12 protein-coding genes, 2 tRNA genes and 1 pseudogene are annotated in these 16,307 nt (G+C 63.1%); 4 read left to right on the top strand and 11 right to left on the bottom strand.

Annotated elements, in window-relative coordinates; translation table 11 throughout:
* The first annotated feature begins 40 nt into the window (after nucleotides 1–40).
* From CKW35_RS16990 to CKW35_RS16975, 4 genes are all read left to right on the top strand, one after another.
* Nucleotides 41–127: transfer RNA gene (locus CKW35_RS16990), tRNA-Leu, on the top strand.
* An 87-nt stretch (nucleotides 128–214) separates the two neighbouring features.
* Nucleotides 215–301 (top strand) — tRNA-Leu (locus CKW35_RS16985).
* 183 nt (nucleotides 302–484) lie between these two features.
* On the top strand, nucleotides 485–1,498 hold the full coding sequence (locus CKW35_RS16980; protein WP_016489438.1) for an extracellular solute-binding protein: 1,014 nt from the start codon (nucleotides 485–487) through the stop codon (nucleotides 1,496–1,498).
* Nucleotides 1,498–3,063: an iron ABC transporter permease gene (locus CKW35_RS16975; RefSeq protein WP_016489439.1), complete on the top strand. Its 1,566-nt coding sequence runs from the start codon at nucleotides 1,498–1,500 to the stop codon at nucleotides 3,061–3,063. Before CKW35_RS16980 ends, CKW35_RS16975 begins: the two co-directional genes overlap by 1 nt.
* A gap of 97 nt (nucleotides 3,064–3,160) precedes the next feature.
* On the opposite strand, the gene CKW35_RS28905 is transcribed toward CKW35_RS16975, so the two are convergent.
* From CKW35_RS28905 to CKW35_RS16925, 11 genes and pseudogenes are all read right to left on the bottom strand, one after another.
* Nucleotides 3,161–3,949: a methyl-accepting chemotaxis protein gene (locus tag CKW35_RS28905; RefSeq protein ID WP_371855229.1), complete on the bottom strand. Its 789-nt coding sequence runs from the start codon at nucleotides 3,947–3,949 to the stop codon at nucleotides 3,161–3,163.
* A gap of 69 nt (nucleotides 3,950–4,018) precedes the next feature.
* Nucleotides 4,019–4,279 (bottom strand): annotated as a pseudogene (locus CKW35_RS28900) (HAMP domain-containing protein); the annotation flags it as partial.
* A 1,075-nt stretch (nucleotides 4,280–5,354) separates the two neighbouring features.
* On the bottom strand, nucleotides 5,355–6,647 hold the full coding sequence (locus CKW35_RS16965) for an adenylosuccinate synthase (protein ID WP_016489441.1): 1,293 nt from the start codon (nucleotides 6,645–6,647) through the stop codon (nucleotides 5,355–5,357).
* Nucleotides 6,648–6,703: 56 nt separating this feature from the next.
* Nucleotides 6,704–7,891, bottom strand: a complete 1,188-nt coding sequence (locus CKW35_RS16960) for an ATP phosphoribosyltransferase regulatory subunit (protein WP_016489442.1) — start codon at nucleotides 7,889–7,891, stop codon at nucleotides 6,704–6,706.
* Nucleotides 7,892–8,192: 301 nt separating this feature from the next.
* Nucleotides 8,193–9,062 (bottom strand): protease modulator HflC, encoded by an 870-nt coding sequence (gene hflC, locus CKW35_RS16955; protein ID WP_012274454.1) that lies wholly within the window; start codon nucleotides 9,060–9,062, stop codon nucleotides 8,193–8,195.
* On the bottom strand, nucleotides 9,062–10,243 hold the full coding sequence (hflK, locus tag CKW35_RS16950) for an FtsH protease activity modulator HflK (protein ID WP_016489443.1): 1,182 nt from the start codon (nucleotides 10,241–10,243) through the stop codon (nucleotides 9,062–9,064). The genes hflC and hflK overlap by 1 nt, the downstream gene beginning before the upstream one ends.
* Nucleotides 10,244–10,339: 96 nt before the next feature.
* Nucleotides 10,340–11,641 carry a ribosome rescue GTPase HflX gene (gene hflX / locus CKW35_RS16945; RefSeq protein WP_016489444.1) on the bottom strand — a complete coding sequence of 434 codons (1,302 nt, stop codon included), beginning with the start codon at nucleotides 11,639–11,641 and terminating at the stop codon, nucleotides 10,340–10,342.
* Nucleotides 11,642–11,653: 12 nt separating this feature from the next.
* Nucleotides 11,654–11,914: an RNA chaperone Hfq gene (hfq, locus tag CKW35_RS16940; protein ID WP_016489445.1), complete on the bottom strand. Its 261-nt coding sequence runs from the start codon at nucleotides 11,912–11,914 to the stop codon at nucleotides 11,654–11,656.
* A 94-nt stretch (nucleotides 11,915–12,008) separates the two neighbouring features.
* Nucleotides 12,009–12,980, bottom strand: coding sequence for a tRNA (adenosine(37)-N6)-dimethylallyltransferase MiaA (miaA, locus tag CKW35_RS16935; protein WP_023048022.1), 972 nt, complete (start codon nucleotides 12,978–12,980; stop codon nucleotides 12,009–12,011).
* A gap of 1 nt (nucleotide 12,981) precedes the next feature.
* Complete coding sequence (mutL, locus tag CKW35_RS16930) at nucleotides 12,982–14,880, bottom strand: DNA mismatch repair endonuclease MutL (protein ID WP_060516842.1); 1,899 nt, start codon at nucleotides 14,878–14,880, stop codon at nucleotides 12,982–12,984.
* Nucleotides 14,877–16,307 carry an N-acetylmuramoyl-L-alanine amidase gene (locus tag CKW35_RS16925; protein ID WP_016489448.1) on the bottom strand — a complete coding sequence of 477 codons (1,431 nt, stop codon included), beginning with the start codon at nucleotides 16,305–16,307 and terminating at the stop codon, nucleotides 14,877–14,879. Before CKW35_RS16925 ends, mutL begins: the two co-directional genes overlap by 4 nt.

Below are 16,307 nucleotides of genomic sequence, written 5' to 3'. Positions count from 1 at the left end.
ATGAACGGCGCTGTAAAGCATCTTTTAATCTCGAATGTGTGCCCAGGTGGCGGAATTGGTAGACGCGCTGGTTTCAGGTATCAGTGACCGCAAGGTCGTGGAAGTTCGAGTCTTCTCCTGGGCACCAAATATTTTCAAGTAACAGATGACCAAGGATCTGTTACTACTGTGTGAAGCGAACGATAGTCGCCTTCTACAGATGATGCAAAGCTTTGCCCAGGTGGCGGAATTGGTAGACGCGCTGGTTTCAGGTATCAGTGACCGCAAGGTCGTGGAAGTTCGAGTCTTCTCCTGGGCACCATACAAAAACCCACTAGCTTGCTAGTGGGTTTTTTCTTGCCTGCGTTTTTTGCCCCACCCTCCCCGCGCACTCCCGGTCCTGCACCATGGTCTGCCCATGAATTTCTCGTCACCCGGCCACTTGAGAAACAATTTCGTTTACCATTGTTTCCAAATATGTAGCCGTAAGCGAGGAAGTACCCGCATGACGATCCGCCCGCAACTGCTGATGCGTACTCTGGCCGCCGCCGTGCTGAGCCTGGTCATCGGCGCTCCGGCCGCCATGGCAGACGCACCGGTCACCCTGACCATGTACAACGGTCAGCATAAGGAAATCGGCGAAGCCATCGCCAAGGCCTACGAGGCCAAGACAGGCATTCACATCAATATCCGCAAAGGCAGCAGCAACCAGCTGGCCAGCCAGATAATCGAGGAAGGCGACCGCTCGCCAGCCGACATCATCTATACCGAAGAGTCGCCGCCGCTGAACAACCTGGGCGAGCTGGGCTTGCTGGCGAAGATCGACGACGCCACCGCAAACATGGTGCCCAAGGAATACGTTGGCGCCAACGGTACGTGGATGGGCATCACGGCCCGTACGCGCATCGTGGTGTACAACCCGAAGAAGGTCGACGAAAAAGACCTGCCTACCACAGTGATGGACTTTGCCAACCCTGAGTGGGAAGGCCGCGTCGGCTATGTGCCTACCAGTGGTGCGTTCCAGGAGCAGGCTGTGGCCATCCTGAAAATGCACGGTCGTGAAGCTACCGAGGAATGGCTGACCGGCCTTAAAGCCTTCGGCAAGACCTACACCAACAACATGGTCGCCCTCAAAGCCGTGGAAAAAGGCGAAGTGGCTGCGGTACTGGTAAACAACTACTACTGGTACGCGCTTGAACGCGAACGCGGCAAACTGGACACCAAACTCTACTACCTGGCCGACGGTGACGCCGGCAACCTGGTCACCATCTCCGGCGCAGCCGTGGTGAAGGCCAGCAAGCACCCGAAAGAGACCCAGGCCCTGCTCAACTGGATGGCCAGCGAAGAAGGCCAGCGCGTCATCACCCAGACCACCGCCGAGTACCCGCTGCACAAGGGCATGGTTTCTGACCGCGGCCTGAAACCGTTCGACGAGCTGCGCCCGCCGAAGATCTCGCCGGCCGACCTGGGTAACGCCGAGGAAGCCATCGAGCTTGAGCGCGAGGTCGGCCTGCTCTGATGACTGCCGCCCTGTCTGCACCGGCGCCGGTGCGCTTTGTACCGCGCCGCAAGCGCCCCTCCATCTGGGTCGTGCTGCCTGTGCTGTTCCTGGTCGCGATGAGCCTGCTGCCCCTGGCTTATGTCGCCATCAAAGCCTGGGAAGCCGGCTGGCGCGAAGCCTTGCACCTGCTGTGGCGCCCCTTTGTCTGGGGGCTGATGCGCAACACCCTGTTGCTGATGGTCGGGGTGACACTGACCTGCATGGTGGTCGGCCTGGCGCTGGCCTGGCTGCTGGAGCGCAGCAACCTGGCAGGTCGTCGACTGTGGGGCGTGGTGTTGTGCCTGCCGTTCGCCGTGCCGTCGTTCGTCAGCAGCTTCACCTGGGTGTCGCTGAGTTCGGACTTCGAAGGCCTCGGCGGGGCGATCATGGTCATGGCCCTGTCCAAGTACCCGCTGGTGTTTCTGCCGGTGGCCGCAACCCTGCGTAACCTCGATACCTCGCTGGAAGAGTCGGCGCGCACCCTGGGTTGCAGCCGCTGGGGCGTGTTCAGCAAGGTCACCCTGCCACTGCTGTGGCCGTCGATGCTCGGTGGCGCGCTGCTGATTGCCCTGCACATGCTGGTGGAGTTCGGCGCGCTGTCGATCCTCGGCCTGCAGACGTTCACCACCGCCATCTACCAACAGTTCGAACTGGAGTTCAGCAATGCCAACGCGGCCATGCTGTCTGCCGTGCTGCTGGCGATGTGCCTGGTGATGCTGTGGCTGGAACTGCGCGTACGCGGCAAAGCCCGCCATGTACGCATCGGCCAGGGCGTAGCGCGGCGGGCGCAACCGGTGCGGCTGCGCGGCTGGGCGGTGCTGGCGCAGCTGTTCTGCGTGGGCCTGGCGGTGCTGGGCAGCGGTATTCCACTGGCCATGCTCGGCTACTGGCTCAGCGTGGGTTCGTCGGCAGCGTTCCCGGTGGCGGCTATCTCCAAGGCTCTGTTTACTTCGCTGTCGGTGTCGCTTGGCGGTGCTGGCTTCTGCGTGCTGCTGGCCCTGCCGATCAGCTTCCTGGTGGTGCGCTACAAGGGTCGCCTGGCGATCTGGGCCGAGCGCCTGCCTTACCTGCTGCACGCCCTGCCCGGCCTGGTGATTGCCCTGACCCTGGTGTTCTTCGCCCTGCACTACGTGCCGGCGCTATACCAGACCACGGCACTGCTGCTGCTGGCCTATGCGCTGCTGTTTTTGCCACTGGCGCAGTCGCCAGTGCGCACCGCGCTGAACAAGGCCTCGCCAACGCTTGAGGAAGCTGCACGCACCCTGGGTGCGAGCAGCTTTACTGCGTTCTGCCGGGTGACCCTGCCGATCATCTTCCCGGCCATGGCGGCGGCTTTCGCGCTGGTATTCCTGGATGCCATGAAGGAGCTGACGGCCACGCTGCTGCTCAGCCCCACGGGCATGACCACATTGGCTACCGAGGTGTGGGCGCATACGGCCAACGTCGAGTTCGCGGCAGCGGCGCCTTATGCGGCACTGCTGATCGTGGTTTCGGGGCTGCCGGTGTATTTGCTGACTACGCGGATGTACCTGAACAAGGCTTGAATGGTCCACCTCGATTGCTGTGCCGTTGCGTATATCGAGCGCCGCCCGCGCGGCGCTCGATCTCACAGGCGCCGAAAACCTCACGACCGCCTCCATCTCAAGCTCTGAACTGCCCCAGGCTTGCCCGTAGCTGCGCGGCCAGGTCATCCAGCACCTTGCTGCTGGCTGTTGTCTGCATCACCACTTCGGCCGAGCGCTCAGCCTGGGCATGGATAGTCTCCACCCGCCCCCGCACGGCCTGCGCCCCGCTCGCCTGCTGCTCAGCTGCGCGGGTGGCCAGGCCAATGGCCGCATGCACCTGCTCCACCGCCGCCTGCACCGACTGCTGCCGGCGCTCGTTATCACGCAGTACCAGCAGCCCTTCGCTGGCCTTGAGCCCGGCCTGGCTGATGGTCGCCACGGCTTCCTTGGCGCCCTTCTGCAGCGCCGCGATGTGCGACTGGATATCCCCTGTGGAGCTCTGCGTCTTGCTCGCCAGCGCCCGCACCTCATCGGCCACCACGGCAAACCCGCGCCCGGTCTCACCTGCCCGGGCGGCCTCAATGGCCGCGTTCAGCGCCAGCAGGTTGGTCTGCTCGGCAATGCCGTGGATCACCGTCAGCACCACTTCAATCTGCTCGCTTTGCTTGGCCAGGCGCTCGATCACCTGGGAGCCGGTCTCTACCTGGCCTGCCAGGTTCTCGATCAATCCCGCGAGCTGGGTCGAGGTGCGGCTGTTTTCGTCGGTGGCCTGGCGGATATCCACCACCTGTTTCAAGGCCGCCTGCATCGCATGGCTTTCGGCCTGGGCTTCATCGGCCATGCTCGAAAGGTCGCGCAGGCTGGCTGCCACTTCATCGCGTTGCAATGTGGCGGCAGCATCCGCGCCGGCGTTGCGCTGGGCCATCGCGCCAATCTCGACACCGGTACGCTGGGCCACCTCGCCCGCCTCACGCACGATCGGTTGCAACTTGTCGACAAAGCGGTTCACCGCCGAAGCCATGTCGCCAATTTCGTCGCGGCTGTCGAGCGGCACGCGCTTGGTCAGGTCGCCTTCGCCCGCCGCCAGGTCGTCCAGGGCAGCAATCAACAGGCGCAGCTTGCTCAGTACTCGGCGGCCAAGCACCACGGCCACCACCAGCAGCACGCCGAGACCAACGAGCACCAAACCCAGGCCAATGCGCCAGCGCAGCTCGGCGGCGGCATCACGCACGGTCTGCGCGGTATTGGCCTGCATTGCTGCAGCACTGCCTTGCGCCTTTTCCAGGCGCTCGCGCAGGGTCTTGCCGCTGTCGGCGGCAGCGCCCACCAGGCTGTCTGCAACCAGTTGCTCACCGCTGGCAATCAGCGCCGTGAAACGCTGATCCAGGGCCTTGAGCTCCTGGTCGATACCGGCCGTAGAAACACCCATCACCACCTTGCCGATTTCCGCCCCATTAGGGTTGATCGAGGCTTCGACAAAGTACACCGCCGGGTCGCGCCGGGCGGCATCGATCACCTTGTCCAGCGCACGCTCGCCCTGGCCCTTGTCCATCAACGCCTGGTTGATCGGGTTTTGCCGGTTCAGGTAGCGGGTCAGGTGCTGGCCTTGGGCATCGTCGTACACCACGAACAGCACGTTGGGGTTACGCTGGGCACGCCGGGCAAAGTCAGAGAGCACTGGCACGTCGTTGTCCCAGATCGCCCGCGGGGCCACCGAAGCCAGCAGCTCGGCCATGTCGTTGGCAGAGTCCTTCAGGTTCTTTTCCAGGGTGCTGCGCAGTTGCTGCTGTTCGCTTTGCAGGCGCTCCGACAACCCGGCGCTCAGGCGCTGGCGGGTGCTGCTGGACAGGCTGTCCAGGCCCGAGCGCACGTCTTGCCCGGCTCGCTCCAGGTCGTTGGCCAGCTGGCGGCTGTCGTTGCCCAGGCGTTCGCCAAGGTCGGCTTCCAGGGCGGTGACCGTGCTTCGGGTGAGCGCAACGGCAACCAGCACCTGCACCAAAAGAGCGATACCAAGGGCAACAAACACAGGCCGCAAAAGGCGGCTTCGTAACAGTGAGAGGATGGCAGACACGGTGTAACCCTCGTGTTTACTGGCGCCACTATTTTGATGGCATCTACAGAAACTTCTTACAGCAAGGGTTGTGCCGAAGGCAGCAGGGATAAACGCCAAGTTTCAGGAAGAGGGTTGCCTGTACCGGCCTATCCCGAGATCTGTGGAGATGCTGTGGGAGCTGGCTTGGCGGCGATAGGGCCAGTGCAGGCATACCCCACAAATGAAAACGCCGCAGCCCCTTTCAGGGCCACGGCGTCAGATCAGCCTGGAGGGCAGATCAGGCGAACGGGTGACGCAGCACGATGGTCTCGTTGCGGTCCGGGCCGGTCGAAATGATGTCGATCGGCGCGCCAACCAGCTCTTCGATGCGCTTGATGTAGTCACGCGCAGCTTGCGGCAGCTCTTCCAGGGTTTTTGCACCCAGGGTCGACTCACTCCAGCCTGGCATCTCTTCGTACACCGGCTCCAGGCCGATGTAGCTGTCGGCATCGGAAGGCGCGTCGATGACAGCACCGTTCTCGTTCTTGTAGCCAACGCAGATGTTGATGGTTTCCAGGCCGTCCAGCACGTCCAGCTTGGTCAGGCAGATGCCCGAGATGCTGTTGACGTCGATGGCGCGACGCAGGATCACAGCGTCGAACCAACCGCAACGGCGAGCGCGGCCGGTGGTGGAACCGAACTCGTGGCCACGCTTGGCCAGGGTAGCGCCGGTCTCGTCGAACAGTTCGGTCGGGAACGGACCGGAGCCTACGCGAGTGGTGTACGCCTTGGTGATACCCAGGATGTAGTCCAGGTACATCGGGCCAACGCCGGAACCGGTGGAAATACCACCAGCGGTGGTGTTGGAGCTGGTGACGTACGGGTAGGTACCGTGGTCGATGTCCAGCAGCGAGCCTTGGGCACCTTCGAACATGATGTCCTTGCCGGCGCGACGCAGGTTGTGCAGCTCGGCGGTGACGTCGAGCATCATCGGCTTGAGCTGCTCAGCGTAGGCCATGCACTCGTCCAGGGTTTGCTGGAAATCGATGGCCGGCTCTTTGTAGTAGTTCACCAGCTGGAAGTTGTGGTAGTCCAGCAACTCACCCAGCTTGGCAGCGAAACGCTCGCGGTGGAACAGGTCACCCACGCGCAGGCCGCGGCGCGCGACCTTGTCTTCGTAGGCTGGGCCGATACCACGGCCGGTGGTGCCGATCTTGGCTTCGCCACGGGCTTTTTCGCGGGCCTGGTCCAGGGCCACGTGGTACGACAGGATCAGCGGTGCAGCCGGGGAGATGCGCAGGCGCTCGCGCACCGGTACGCCTTTTTCTTCCAGCTTGGTGATTTCGCGCATCAGGGCGTCCGGGGCAACGACCACGCCGTTGCCGATCAGGCACTGTACGCCTTCACGCAGGATGCCGGACGGAATCAGGTGCAGAACGGTCTTTTCACCGTTGATCACCAAGGTGTGACCCGCGTTGTGGCCCCCCTGGTAGCGCACTACGGCGGCAGCATGTTCGGTCAGCAGATCGACGATCTTGCCTTTGCCCTCATCACCCCACTGGGTGCCCAGGACGACGACATTCTTACCCATTACATTGGTCCTCATTCACGCAAACTTGGTTGCCGGCCTGTTGCCGACGCAGAAACTCACTGGGCCAGCGGCAGAACCTGCCAGCGCCCGTCTTGCTGAATCAATTGCCGATCACAATCCGCCTCGAGAGCAGCACTCAACGGCTGGCCAGGCAGGGCCTGGACCACACGCTGGCCCTCGTTGCGCAACTGGCAGACTTGCTGCCAGAGGGCCGCGTCGCCACTGTCCGGCATCCAGATGCCGCCAGTTGGCAATACGACCTCCGCTCGCCCCAGTGTGACCAGGGTCTTCAAATCCGTGGAAAAACCGGTGGCCGGGCGGGCCCGGCCAAAGTCGGCGCCGATGTCGTCGTAGCGCCCGCCCTGGGCGATCGATTGACCCTCGCCCGGCACGAACACGGCAAACACCACGCCGGTGTGATAGTTGTAGCCGCGCAGCTCGCCGAGGTCGAAGTACAACGGCAGGTCCGGATAGCGCGACGTCAGGCGATCGGCGATCGCCAGCAGGTCGTCCAGCGCCGCCAGCACGCTGGCCGGGGCACGGCCCAGGCGCACGCGGGCTTCGGCCAGCACTTCACGGCCACCGCACAGCTCGACCAATGCACGCAGCATGTTGCCCAGGTCCTTCGGCAGGTCGGCGGTCAATGCCTGCACTTCATCGACGGCCTTGCGCTGCAGGGCGTCGAACAGCTGCTGCTCGACCGCACCGGACAAGCCGGCAGCACGGGCCAGGCCGCGGTAGATACCGACGTGGCCCAGGTCCATGTGTACGTCCGGCACATCGGCCAGTTGCAGCGTGGCCAGCATCAGGCTGATGACTTCCACGTCGCTGGTCGGGCTGGCATCGCCATACAGCTCGGCGCCTAGCTGGATCGGGCTGCGCGAGGTGGACAGTGCACGCGGCTGGGCGTGCAGCACGCTGCCGGCGTAGCACAGGCGGCTCGGGCCTTCACGGCGCAGGGTGTGCGCGTCGATGCGCGCCACCTGCGGGGTGAAGTCGGCGCGGAAGCCCATCAGGCGACCGGACTGCGGGTCCACTACCTTGAAGGTGCGCTGATCCAGGTCCTGGCCGGCGCCGGTTAGCAGCGACTCCAGGTACTCGATATGCGGGGTGACGACCAGCTCGTAGCCCCAACTCTGGAACAGGTCCAACACCTGGCGGCGCGCGATCTCGATGCGCGCGGCTTCAGGTGGCAGTACTTCCTCGATGCCATCTGGCAGCAGCCAGCGGTCTACCGTTGCCATTACGCCTTTTCCCCTCTGGTCCGGGCGGCTTGCCAGCTGGCGAGCCGTCAGTAAAGCCGGTATCGCGCACAGCAGCGGGCAGCACTGATCCCAGCGCAGCCACCGTACCCGATACCCTCGAATTGCCTTGCGAGCTGACCAAACCGTCAACTGGCGCTGTGCCAATCAACCTTTCAGACGCAAAAAAGCCGGGAAATTTCCCGGCTGCCTCATCATACACCCCTTTTCATTCAGGATGCACCCCGCCTGGTGTTTTAGCTGCCAGGCGGGGCACCGCTGCATGGAAATCAGGGCCTGAGCATCACGGCTTGCTCTTGTCCAGGTAACGGAAGAACTCGTTCTTCGGGTCCAGGACCAGCACGTCGCTCTTGCTCGAGAAGCTCTCGCGGTATGCCTGCAGGCTACGGTGGAACGCATAGAAATCAGCGTCCTGGCTGTAGGCCTTGGCATAGATGGCAGCCGCTTGGGCGTCGCCGTCACCACGGGTTTCTTCTGCTTCGCGGTAGGCCTCGGCCAGCAGCACACGGCGCTGGCGGTCGGCATCGGCACGAATACCTTCAGCCAGCTCGTTACCCTTGGCACGGTGCTCGCGAGCTTCACGCTCACGCTCGGTGCTCATGCGGTCGAACACGCTGCGGTTGACTTCCTTCGGCAGGTCGATGGCCTTGACGCGCACGTCGACCACCTCGATGCCCAGCTCTTTGTTGGCCATGCGGTTCAGCGATGCAGTGATGTCGGCCATCAGTGCGTCACGCTCACCGGAAACCACCTCGTGCAGGGTACGTTTACCGAACTGGTCGCGCAGGCCGCTTTCCAGACGACGCGACAGACGCTCGTCGGCGATCTGCTTCATGCCGGACGTGGCGGTGTAGAAGCGCTCGGCATCCTTGACGCGCCACTTGGCGTAGGCGTCGACCATCACCGCTTTTTTCTCCAGGGTCAGGAACCGCTGGGTCGGGGCGTCGAGGGTCATGAGGCGGGCGTCGAACTTGCGCACCTGGTTCACGTACGGAATCTTCACGTGCAGGCCGGGCTGAACATCTGCCTGGACCACCTTACCGAAGCGCAGCAGTACCGCACGTTCTGTCTGGGACACGATGTAGAAGCTGTTCCAGGCCACAATGGCCAGAACGACGGCGGCGATCAGGGCGATCAGCGATCTATTGCTCATCAGCGGCTCTCCCTAGTACGCAGCGGCTGCTGTTGCTGTTGCAGGTCCTGCGCCGCACGGGCGGCCGCATCGTTGGCCGATGGCGACACGCTGGTGGTTGGCGTGGACGGGTTGCGGCTGCCTTCGACCATCTTGTCCAGTGGCAGGTAAAGCAGGTTGTTCTGCCCGTCCTTGGTCGCCACCATGACCTTGCTCGAATTGCTGTAGACCTCTTGCATGGTCTCCAGGTACAGACGCTGACGGGTCACGTCAGGTGCCTTGTGGTACTCGGTGACCAGCTTGGTGAAGCGGTCGGCCTCACCCTTGGCCCGGGCGATGACTTCGTCGCGGTAACCGTTGGCGTCCTCGATGATGCGCTGGGCCTGACCACGGGCTTCCGGCACCACGCCATTGGCGTAGGACTCGGCCTGGTTGCGGGCACGCTGCTCATCTTCGCGGGCACGGATCACGTCGTCGAAGGCTTCCTGCACTTCACGCGGGGCTGCCGCGCTCTGTACGTTGACCTGGGTAACGGTGATACCGGTACGGTAGTTGTCGAGGAAGCGCTGCAGACGTTCGCGGATATCCACGGCCATCTGTTCACGGCCTTCGGTGAGCACCTGGTCCATCGAGGTGGAACCCACCACGTGGCGCAGGGCACTGTCGGTCGCGTGCTGCAGGCTCACCTCAGGCTGGTCGACGTTAAGCACGAAGTCCTGCAGGTTGCTGATCTTGTACTGGACGGTCAGCGGTACCTCGACGATGTTCTCGTCTTCGGTCAGCATCTGGCCCTGCTTGGTATAGGCACGCTCACGCGTGACGTTTTCCATGTACTTGCGATCAATCGGCGGGAAGTAGATGTTCAGGCCGGGACCGACCGTCTCGTGGTACTTGCCGAAGCGCAGCACCACGGCCTGCTCCTGCTCGTCGACCACGTACACGGCACTGTACAGCCAGATGGCAGCCAGCACCGCCAGGCCTATGCCCAGCAGGCCAAGGCCACCGCCCTTGCCGACATTGCGGTCACCGCCGCCACGTTTCTTGTTACCGCCGAACATGCCATTCAGGCTGTCCTGCAGTTTGCGGAAGGCCTCGTCCAGATCCGGCGGACCTTTCTTGTCACCACCACCGCCACCGCCACCACGGCGGCCGCCCCAGGGATCCTGATTGTTCGAGTTGCCACCCGGCTCGTTCCAAGCCATAGCGCTCTCCATCTGATAAAGCAAAGACGCGCCCACGGCGCGCCGTCCAATGCTACAGAATGCCTGTCACTGCTGCCCGGCGACCTCGACGAGCATTTATTGCAAAGTGTGTTGCTCGACAAACACTTGCGGCTCCATGCCTTCGCGGCTGACCAGGCGATTCAATTCGACCCTGGGCAGTCGCACGCTCAGCAGGCTGCGCCCTTCTTCATCATGCTCTTCACTCTGCACGGCACCCAGAGCAAAGAATTGCGCGCGCAAGCGGGCAAAACGCTGCTCCAGGCACAGGGTACCGACAAACAGATCATCCCCCAGCAACTCGGCAATCGCCTGGCCAACCAGCTCCAGACCACGCCCATCACGTGCCGATACCCAGACCCGTTCCGGCTTGCCGTCGGCATTGCGCTGGATCTGTGGCTCGACATCTTCGAGCAGGTCGAGTTTGTTATACACCTCAAGGATCGGCAAGCCTTCAGCGCCAATCTCACCCAACACGGCCAGCACCTGCTCGATCTGCTCCATGCGCTCTGGCTCATGGGCGTCGATCACGTGCAGCAGCAGGTCGGAGTTGCTCGACTCTTCGAGCGTAGCCCGAAAAGCCTCGACCAGCTTGTGCGGCAGGTGGCGAATGAAGCCCACGGTGTCGGCAAGCACGATCGGCCCCAGGTCGTCGAGCTCGAGCCGGCGCAGCGTCGGGTCGAGGGTGGCGAACAGCTGGTCCGCGGCGTACACCTCGGATTCGGTCAGAGCGTTGAACAGCGTGGACTTGCCGGCGTTGGTGTAACCCACCAGCGATACTGAAGGGATATCCGCGCGCTTGCGCCCGCGACGCGCCTGCTCACGCTGGCTGCGTACCTTCTCCAGGCGTGACTTGATCTGGCGAATGCGCACCCGCAACAGGCGGCGGTCGGTTTCCAGCTGGGTTTCACCCGGGCCACGCAGGCCAATACCACCTTTTTGTCGCTCAAGGTGGGTCCAGCCACGCACCAGCCGCGTGCTCATGTGATCAAGCTGGGCCAGTTCGACCTGCAGCTTGCCTTCATGGGTACGCGCCCGTTGGGCGAAAATATCGAGGATCAGCCCGGTACGATCGAGCACACGGCACTCGAACACACGTTCAAGGTTGCGCTCCTGACTGGGCGTAAGGGTGTGATTGAAAATCACCAGGTCTACCTGTTCGGCATGGACCAGGTCGTGCAATTCCTCGACCTTGCCGCTGCCAATCAGGTATTTGGCCGTGGGCTGATGCCTTGTCACTGTCACCAGCGAGACGATGTCCGCCCCGGCCGACAATGCCAGCTCCCGAAACTCCTGCGGATCTTCGCGCGCCTCAGGGTTCTGACCTTCCAAGTGAACGAGCAACGCCCGCTCACCACCACCGTGGCGCTCAAAGAACAATGCAGGCTCCTATCAGGCGTTGCCTGGCTCGCTGTCGCCGAGGTCGGAATCGGACGGGCTTGGCAGGCGAACCGGACGGGCAGGCACTACAGTCGAAATGGCGTGTTTGTAGACCATTTGGCTGACGGTGTTCTTCAGCAGTACCACGAACTGGTCGAACGATTCGATCGAGCCCTGCAATTTGATGCCGTTGACCAGGTAGATGGATACCGGAACCTTTTCTTTTCTCAAGGTGTTCAAGTAAGGGTCTTGTAGCGAATGCCCTTTTGACATATGCCGCACTCCTGTAAGGATAAATAATAGAAAATCAAGAAAATCGATAAATTAGGCCGCCCCTTCGCAAGAATAGACGGCAATCAGCAGGGACTCAGCTCAATATGGAGATGGCCCCAAGGTATTTCAAGGTGCGGGACAGATTGTCGCAGGCCATGCTGTCAAGCCAGTGCACATCAGGCCAGCCACGCAACCAGGTGAACTGCCGCTTGGCCAGCTGCCGGGTAGCAATGATACCGCGTTCTCGCATCTCATTCTCAGTCAGCGTGCCGTCCAGGTAATCCCAGACCTGCCGATACCCCACAGCCCGTATAGACGGCAGCCCGGCGTGCAAGTCACTTCTGGCTCGCAGCGATCGGACCTCGTCAACGAAGCCCTGTTCCAACATCTGCGAAAATCGTAACGCAATTCGCTGATGCAAAATGTGACGATCTGTAGGAGCAATCGCCAAACTCGCGACAGTATAGGGCAAATGTCCGCCAGCGCCTGCGTCTGCGGCGCGACTTTCCGCGAATTGACGCTGGCGATGGGCTGTCATGCTCTCACCGCTCACCCGATACACTTCCAGCGCGCGGATTAGCCGCTGCGGGTCGTTGGGGTGGATGCGCGCCGCCGATTCCGGGTCGACCTCGGCCAATTGGCGGTGCAGTTCGGCCAGCCCCAGCGCCTCGGCTTGGGCTTCCAGGTCGGCCCGCACCGCAGCGTCAGCTGCCGGCATGTCGGCCAGGCCGTCGATCAACGCCTTGTAATAGAGCATGGTGCCGCCTACCAGCAGCGGGATCTTGCCCCGCGCGGTGATGTCGGCCATGGCCTCCAGGGCATCGGCGCGAAATTGCGCGGCCGAATAGCTCTCGGCCGGGTCGCGGATGTCGATCAGCCGGTGCGGGTGGGCAGCCAGGATTTCTTTGGACGGCTTGGCCGAACCGATGTCCATGCCGCGATAGACCAGCGCCGAGTCGACGCTGATCAGCTCGCACGGCAGCACTTTGGTCAGTTCGATAGCCAGGTCGGTCTTGCCGGCCGCCGTCGGGCCCATCAGGAATATTGCAGGAGGCTTGCCGCTCATTTCATCGACCGCGCAGGAAGAGTTTGTCCAGATCGTCCAGGCCCATCTGGGTCCAGGTGGGACGGCCATGATTGCACTGGCCACTGCGCTCGGTATTTTCCATGTCGCGCAGCAGGGCATTCATTTCAGGAATGGCCAGGCGCCGATTGGCGCGCACGGCGCCGTGGCAGGCCATGGTGCCAAGCAATTCATTGAGGTGCGCCTGAATACGGTCGCTGGTGCCGTACTCCATCAGGTCGGCGAGCACATCCTGAACCAGGCGGTTGGCCTCGGCCTGCTTGAGCAAGGCCGGAATCTGGCGTATCGCCAACGTCTCGGGGCCCAGGCGCTGCAGTTCGAAGCCCAGGCGCTGGAACCACTGCGCATGCTCTTCGGCGCAATCAGCTTCACGCTGGCTCAGGGCCAGGGTTTCGGGCACCAGCAGCGGCTGGCCGCTAAGGCCTTCGCTGGCCATGGCCACCTTGAGGCGCTCGTACATGATGCGCTCGTGAGCAGCGTGCATGTCCACCAGCACCAGGCCAACCGCGTTCTCGGCCAGGATATAGATGCCCTTGAGCTGCGCCAGTGCGTAGCCCAGCGGGGGAATATCACCCTGGCTTTCGGGCAACGTCGTGACCGGTGCCGCACCGCCTTCCAGCGGTTTGTAGAACTCGCGATACACCGCCTGTGCCTCGGCGGCCGGCAGCGGCTGCGAAGGGCGTGGGGTGTATTGATACTGGTAACCGGCGCCACTGCCGCCGTTGGAGATCGCATGCTGCGGCGCCTGAGGCCGTTCAAGCACTGGCGAAGCCAGGCGCATTTCGCCCTGTGGGCCGAACTCACCGGCCTGCTGACCGGTGGGGCGGATCAGCTCAGGTACGGCGGCAGGCGCGGCCAACTGGTCTTCCGGACGCACATCGGCCAATGCGCGGTGCAGGGTGCCATACAGGAAGTCGTGCACCGAGCGCCCCTCGCGGAAGCGCACTTCGTGCTTGGTCGGGTGCACATTGACGTCGACGCCGTTGGGTTCCAGCTCCAGGAACAGCACGAATGTGGGGTGCCGACCATTGAACAGCACGTCACGGTAGGCCTGGCGCACAGCGTGGGCAACAAGCTTGTCGCGCACCGCACGGCCATTGACGAAGAAGTACTGCAGGTCTGCCTGGCTGCGCGAGAAGGTCGGCAGGCCAACCCAGCCCCACAGGCGCAGGCCGTTGCGCTCGACGTCGATCGGCAGCGCCTGCTCCATGAAACCGGGGCCGCAAATGGCGCCTACCCGCCGCGCCCGGGCCGTTTCGTCATGGGCCTCGTGCAGGCTGAGGATGCTCTTGCCGTTGTGGCGCAGATGAAAGCCGACGTCGAAACGCGCCAGCGCCAGCCGGCGGATCACTTCCTGCAGGTGATCGAACTCGGTTTTTTCAGCCTTGAGGAATTTGCGCCGCGCCGGGGTATTGAAGAACAGATCGCGAACTTCTACCGAGGTACCCACCGGGTGCGCCGCCGGCTGCACGCGCGGGGTCATGTCACGGCCTTCGGTTTCGACCTGCCAGGCCTCGCTGGCATTGGCGGTACGCGAAGTCAGGGTCAGGCGCGCCACCGAACTGATCGACGCCAGGGCCTCGCCACGGAAACCCAGGCTCAATACCCCTTCAAGGTCTTCCAGCTCGCGAATCTTGCTGGTGGCGTGACGGGCCAGGGCCAGCGGCAGGTCGTCAGCAGAAATACCACTGCCATCGTCCCGCACCTTGAGCAACTTGACGCCGCCCTGCTCCACGTCCACGTCGATACGTCGGGCACCGGAGTCCAGGCTGTTTTCCAACAGCTCCTTGGCAACCGAGGCCGGCCGCTCGACTACCTCGCCGGCGGCGATCTGGTTGGCCAGCCGCGGGCTGAGCAGCTGGATGCGCGAACCGCCACTCATTGCGCGGCCAATGTGGTAGCAGGGATGTCGAGGCGCTGGCCGACCTTCAGCTCATCCGTCTTGAGGCTGTTGGTGTTGCGCAGGCTGGCCACGCTGACCTGGTAACGCACGGCGAGCATCGCCAGGGTCTCGCCAGGGCGCACTGTGTGCTCACGTGGGCCGGCGGCAAGCTTGCCGGTATCACGCAGCCAGGCAATATAGGTACCCGGCGGCGGGTTCTGCTGGAAGTACTGGCGCACACCGGTATGGATCGAACGGGCCAAGGCCTGCTGATGGCTGGCGGTGGCCAGCTTGGCGGCTTCGTTGTTGTTCGAGATGAACCCGGTTTCAACGAGGATCGACGGAATATCTGGCGACTTCAGCACCATGAAGCCGGCCTGTTCCACACGCTGCTTGTGCAGCGAGGTGACACGGCCCATGTTGCCCAGCACCTTCTGCCCCACATTGAGGCTGGAGCTGAGCGTGGCAGTCATCGACAGGTCCAGCAGCACGCCGGCCAGCATCCGGTCCTTGTCATCGAGGCTGACGTTGCCAGCACCGCCGATCAGGTCAGAACGGTTTTCCGTGTCGGCCAGCCAGCGCGCGGTCTCGGAGGTGGCGCCGCGGTCAGACAGGGCGAACACCGAGGCACCAAATGCAGCACGCGACGGCGCGGCGTCGGCGTGAATCGAGATGAACAGGTCGGCCCCCTTCTTGCGGGCGATTTCCGTGCGTTTGCGCAGCGGAATGAAGTAATCGCCCGTACGGGTCAGCTCGGCACGAAAGCCTCTTTCGCTGTTGATCTGGCGCTGGAGCTCTTTGGCAATCTGCAGCACGATGTCTTTTTCATGCTGGCCACGCGAACCGGACGCACCCGGGTCTTCGCCACCGTGGCCGGCGTCGATGGCAACCACGATTTCACGCTTGCCGCTAGGCACCGGCGGCAACTTGATGGCGGGCTGGGCCGGGGATACCGGCACCGCTGGCGTGGTCGCCGGCGTCTGCACCGGCACGGGCGCCGGAGGTGGCGCGCTGGCCGCAATAGCGTCGGCTTCCTGATCGTACAGGTCGACCACCAGCCGATTGCCGTATTGGGCATTCGGCGCCAGCGTAAAGCTTTTCGGGGTGACCGACTTTTTCAGGTCTACCACCACCCGTAGATCGGTGGGGGTGCGCTGGGCTGAACGCACGCTACTGATCGGCGTGTTGGAGGTGGCCACGTTCAATGGCGCGGCCAGCGTGGCGCCATTGATGTCGATAACCAGACGATCAGGCGCGCTCAAGGTGAAGACGCTGTGCTGCACGGGGCCAGACAGGTCGAAGACCAGCCGCGTGTTGTCTGGCGCGCGCCACAGGCGCACGCTCTTGACTTGAGTGACGGCCAGAGCGTCAACGGTCACCGTTGTCAGCAGCAGCCCAACGATGGCAACCAGTGCGCGTATGCGCAT

The sequence above is a fragment of the Pseudomonas sp. Irchel 3F3 genome, from assembly GCF_900187545.1.
Taxonomy (GTDB): domain Bacteria; phylum Pseudomonadota; class Gammaproteobacteria; order Pseudomonadales; family Pseudomonadaceae; genus Aquipseudomonas; species Aquipseudomonas fortuita.
Note: the sequence above shows the minus strand (reverse complement) of the source record. Positions and strands in the feature narration are given on the sequence as shown.

What these genes read in the sequence shown, in the direction of transcription:
- CKW35_RS16980 (WP_016489438.1), top strand. Translation starts at nt 485, where the DNA reads ATGACGATCCGCCCGCAACTGCTGATGCGTACTCTGGCCGCCGCCGTG.
- CKW35_RS16975 (WP_016489439.1), top strand. Translation starts at nt 1,498, where the DNA reads ATGACTGCCGCCCTGTCTGCACCGGCGCCGGTGCGCTTTGTACCGCGC.
- CKW35_RS28905 (WP_371855229.1), bottom strand. Translation starts at nt 3,949, where the DNA reads ATGGCCCAGCGCAACGCCGGCGCGGATGCTGCCGCCACATTGCAACGC.
- CKW35_RS16965 (WP_016489441.1), bottom strand. Translation starts at nt 6,647, where the DNA reads ATGGGTAAGAATGTCGTCGTCCTGGGCACCCAGTGGGGTGATGAGGGC.
- CKW35_RS16960 (WP_016489442.1), bottom strand. Translation starts at nt 7,891, where the DNA reads ATGGCAACGGTAGACCGCTGGCTGCTGCCAGATGGCATCGAGGAAGTA.
- hflC (WP_012274454.1), bottom strand. Translation starts at nt 9,062, where the DNA reads ATGAGCAATAGATCGCTGATCGCCCTGATCGCCGCCGTCGTTCTGGCC.
- hflK (WP_016489443.1), bottom strand. Translation starts at nt 10,243, where the DNA reads ATGGCTTGGAACGAGCCGGGTGGCAACTCGAACAATCAGGATCCCTGG.
- hfq (WP_016489445.1), bottom strand. Translation starts at nt 11,914, where the DNA reads ATGTCAAAAGGGCATTCGCTACAAGACCCTTACTTGAACACCTTGAGA.
- miaA (WP_023048022.1), bottom strand. Translation starts at nt 12,980, where the DNA reads ATGAGCGGCAAGCCTCCTGCAATATTCCTGATGGGCCCGACGGCGGCC.
- mutL (WP_060516842.1), bottom strand. Translation starts at nt 14,880, where the DNA reads ATGAGTGGCGGTTCGCGCATCCAGCTGCTCAGCCCGCGGCTGGCCAAC.
- CKW35_RS16925 (WP_016489448.1), bottom strand. Translation starts at nt 16,307, where the DNA reads ATGCGCATACGCGCACTGGTTGCCATCGTTGGGCTGCTGCTGACAACG.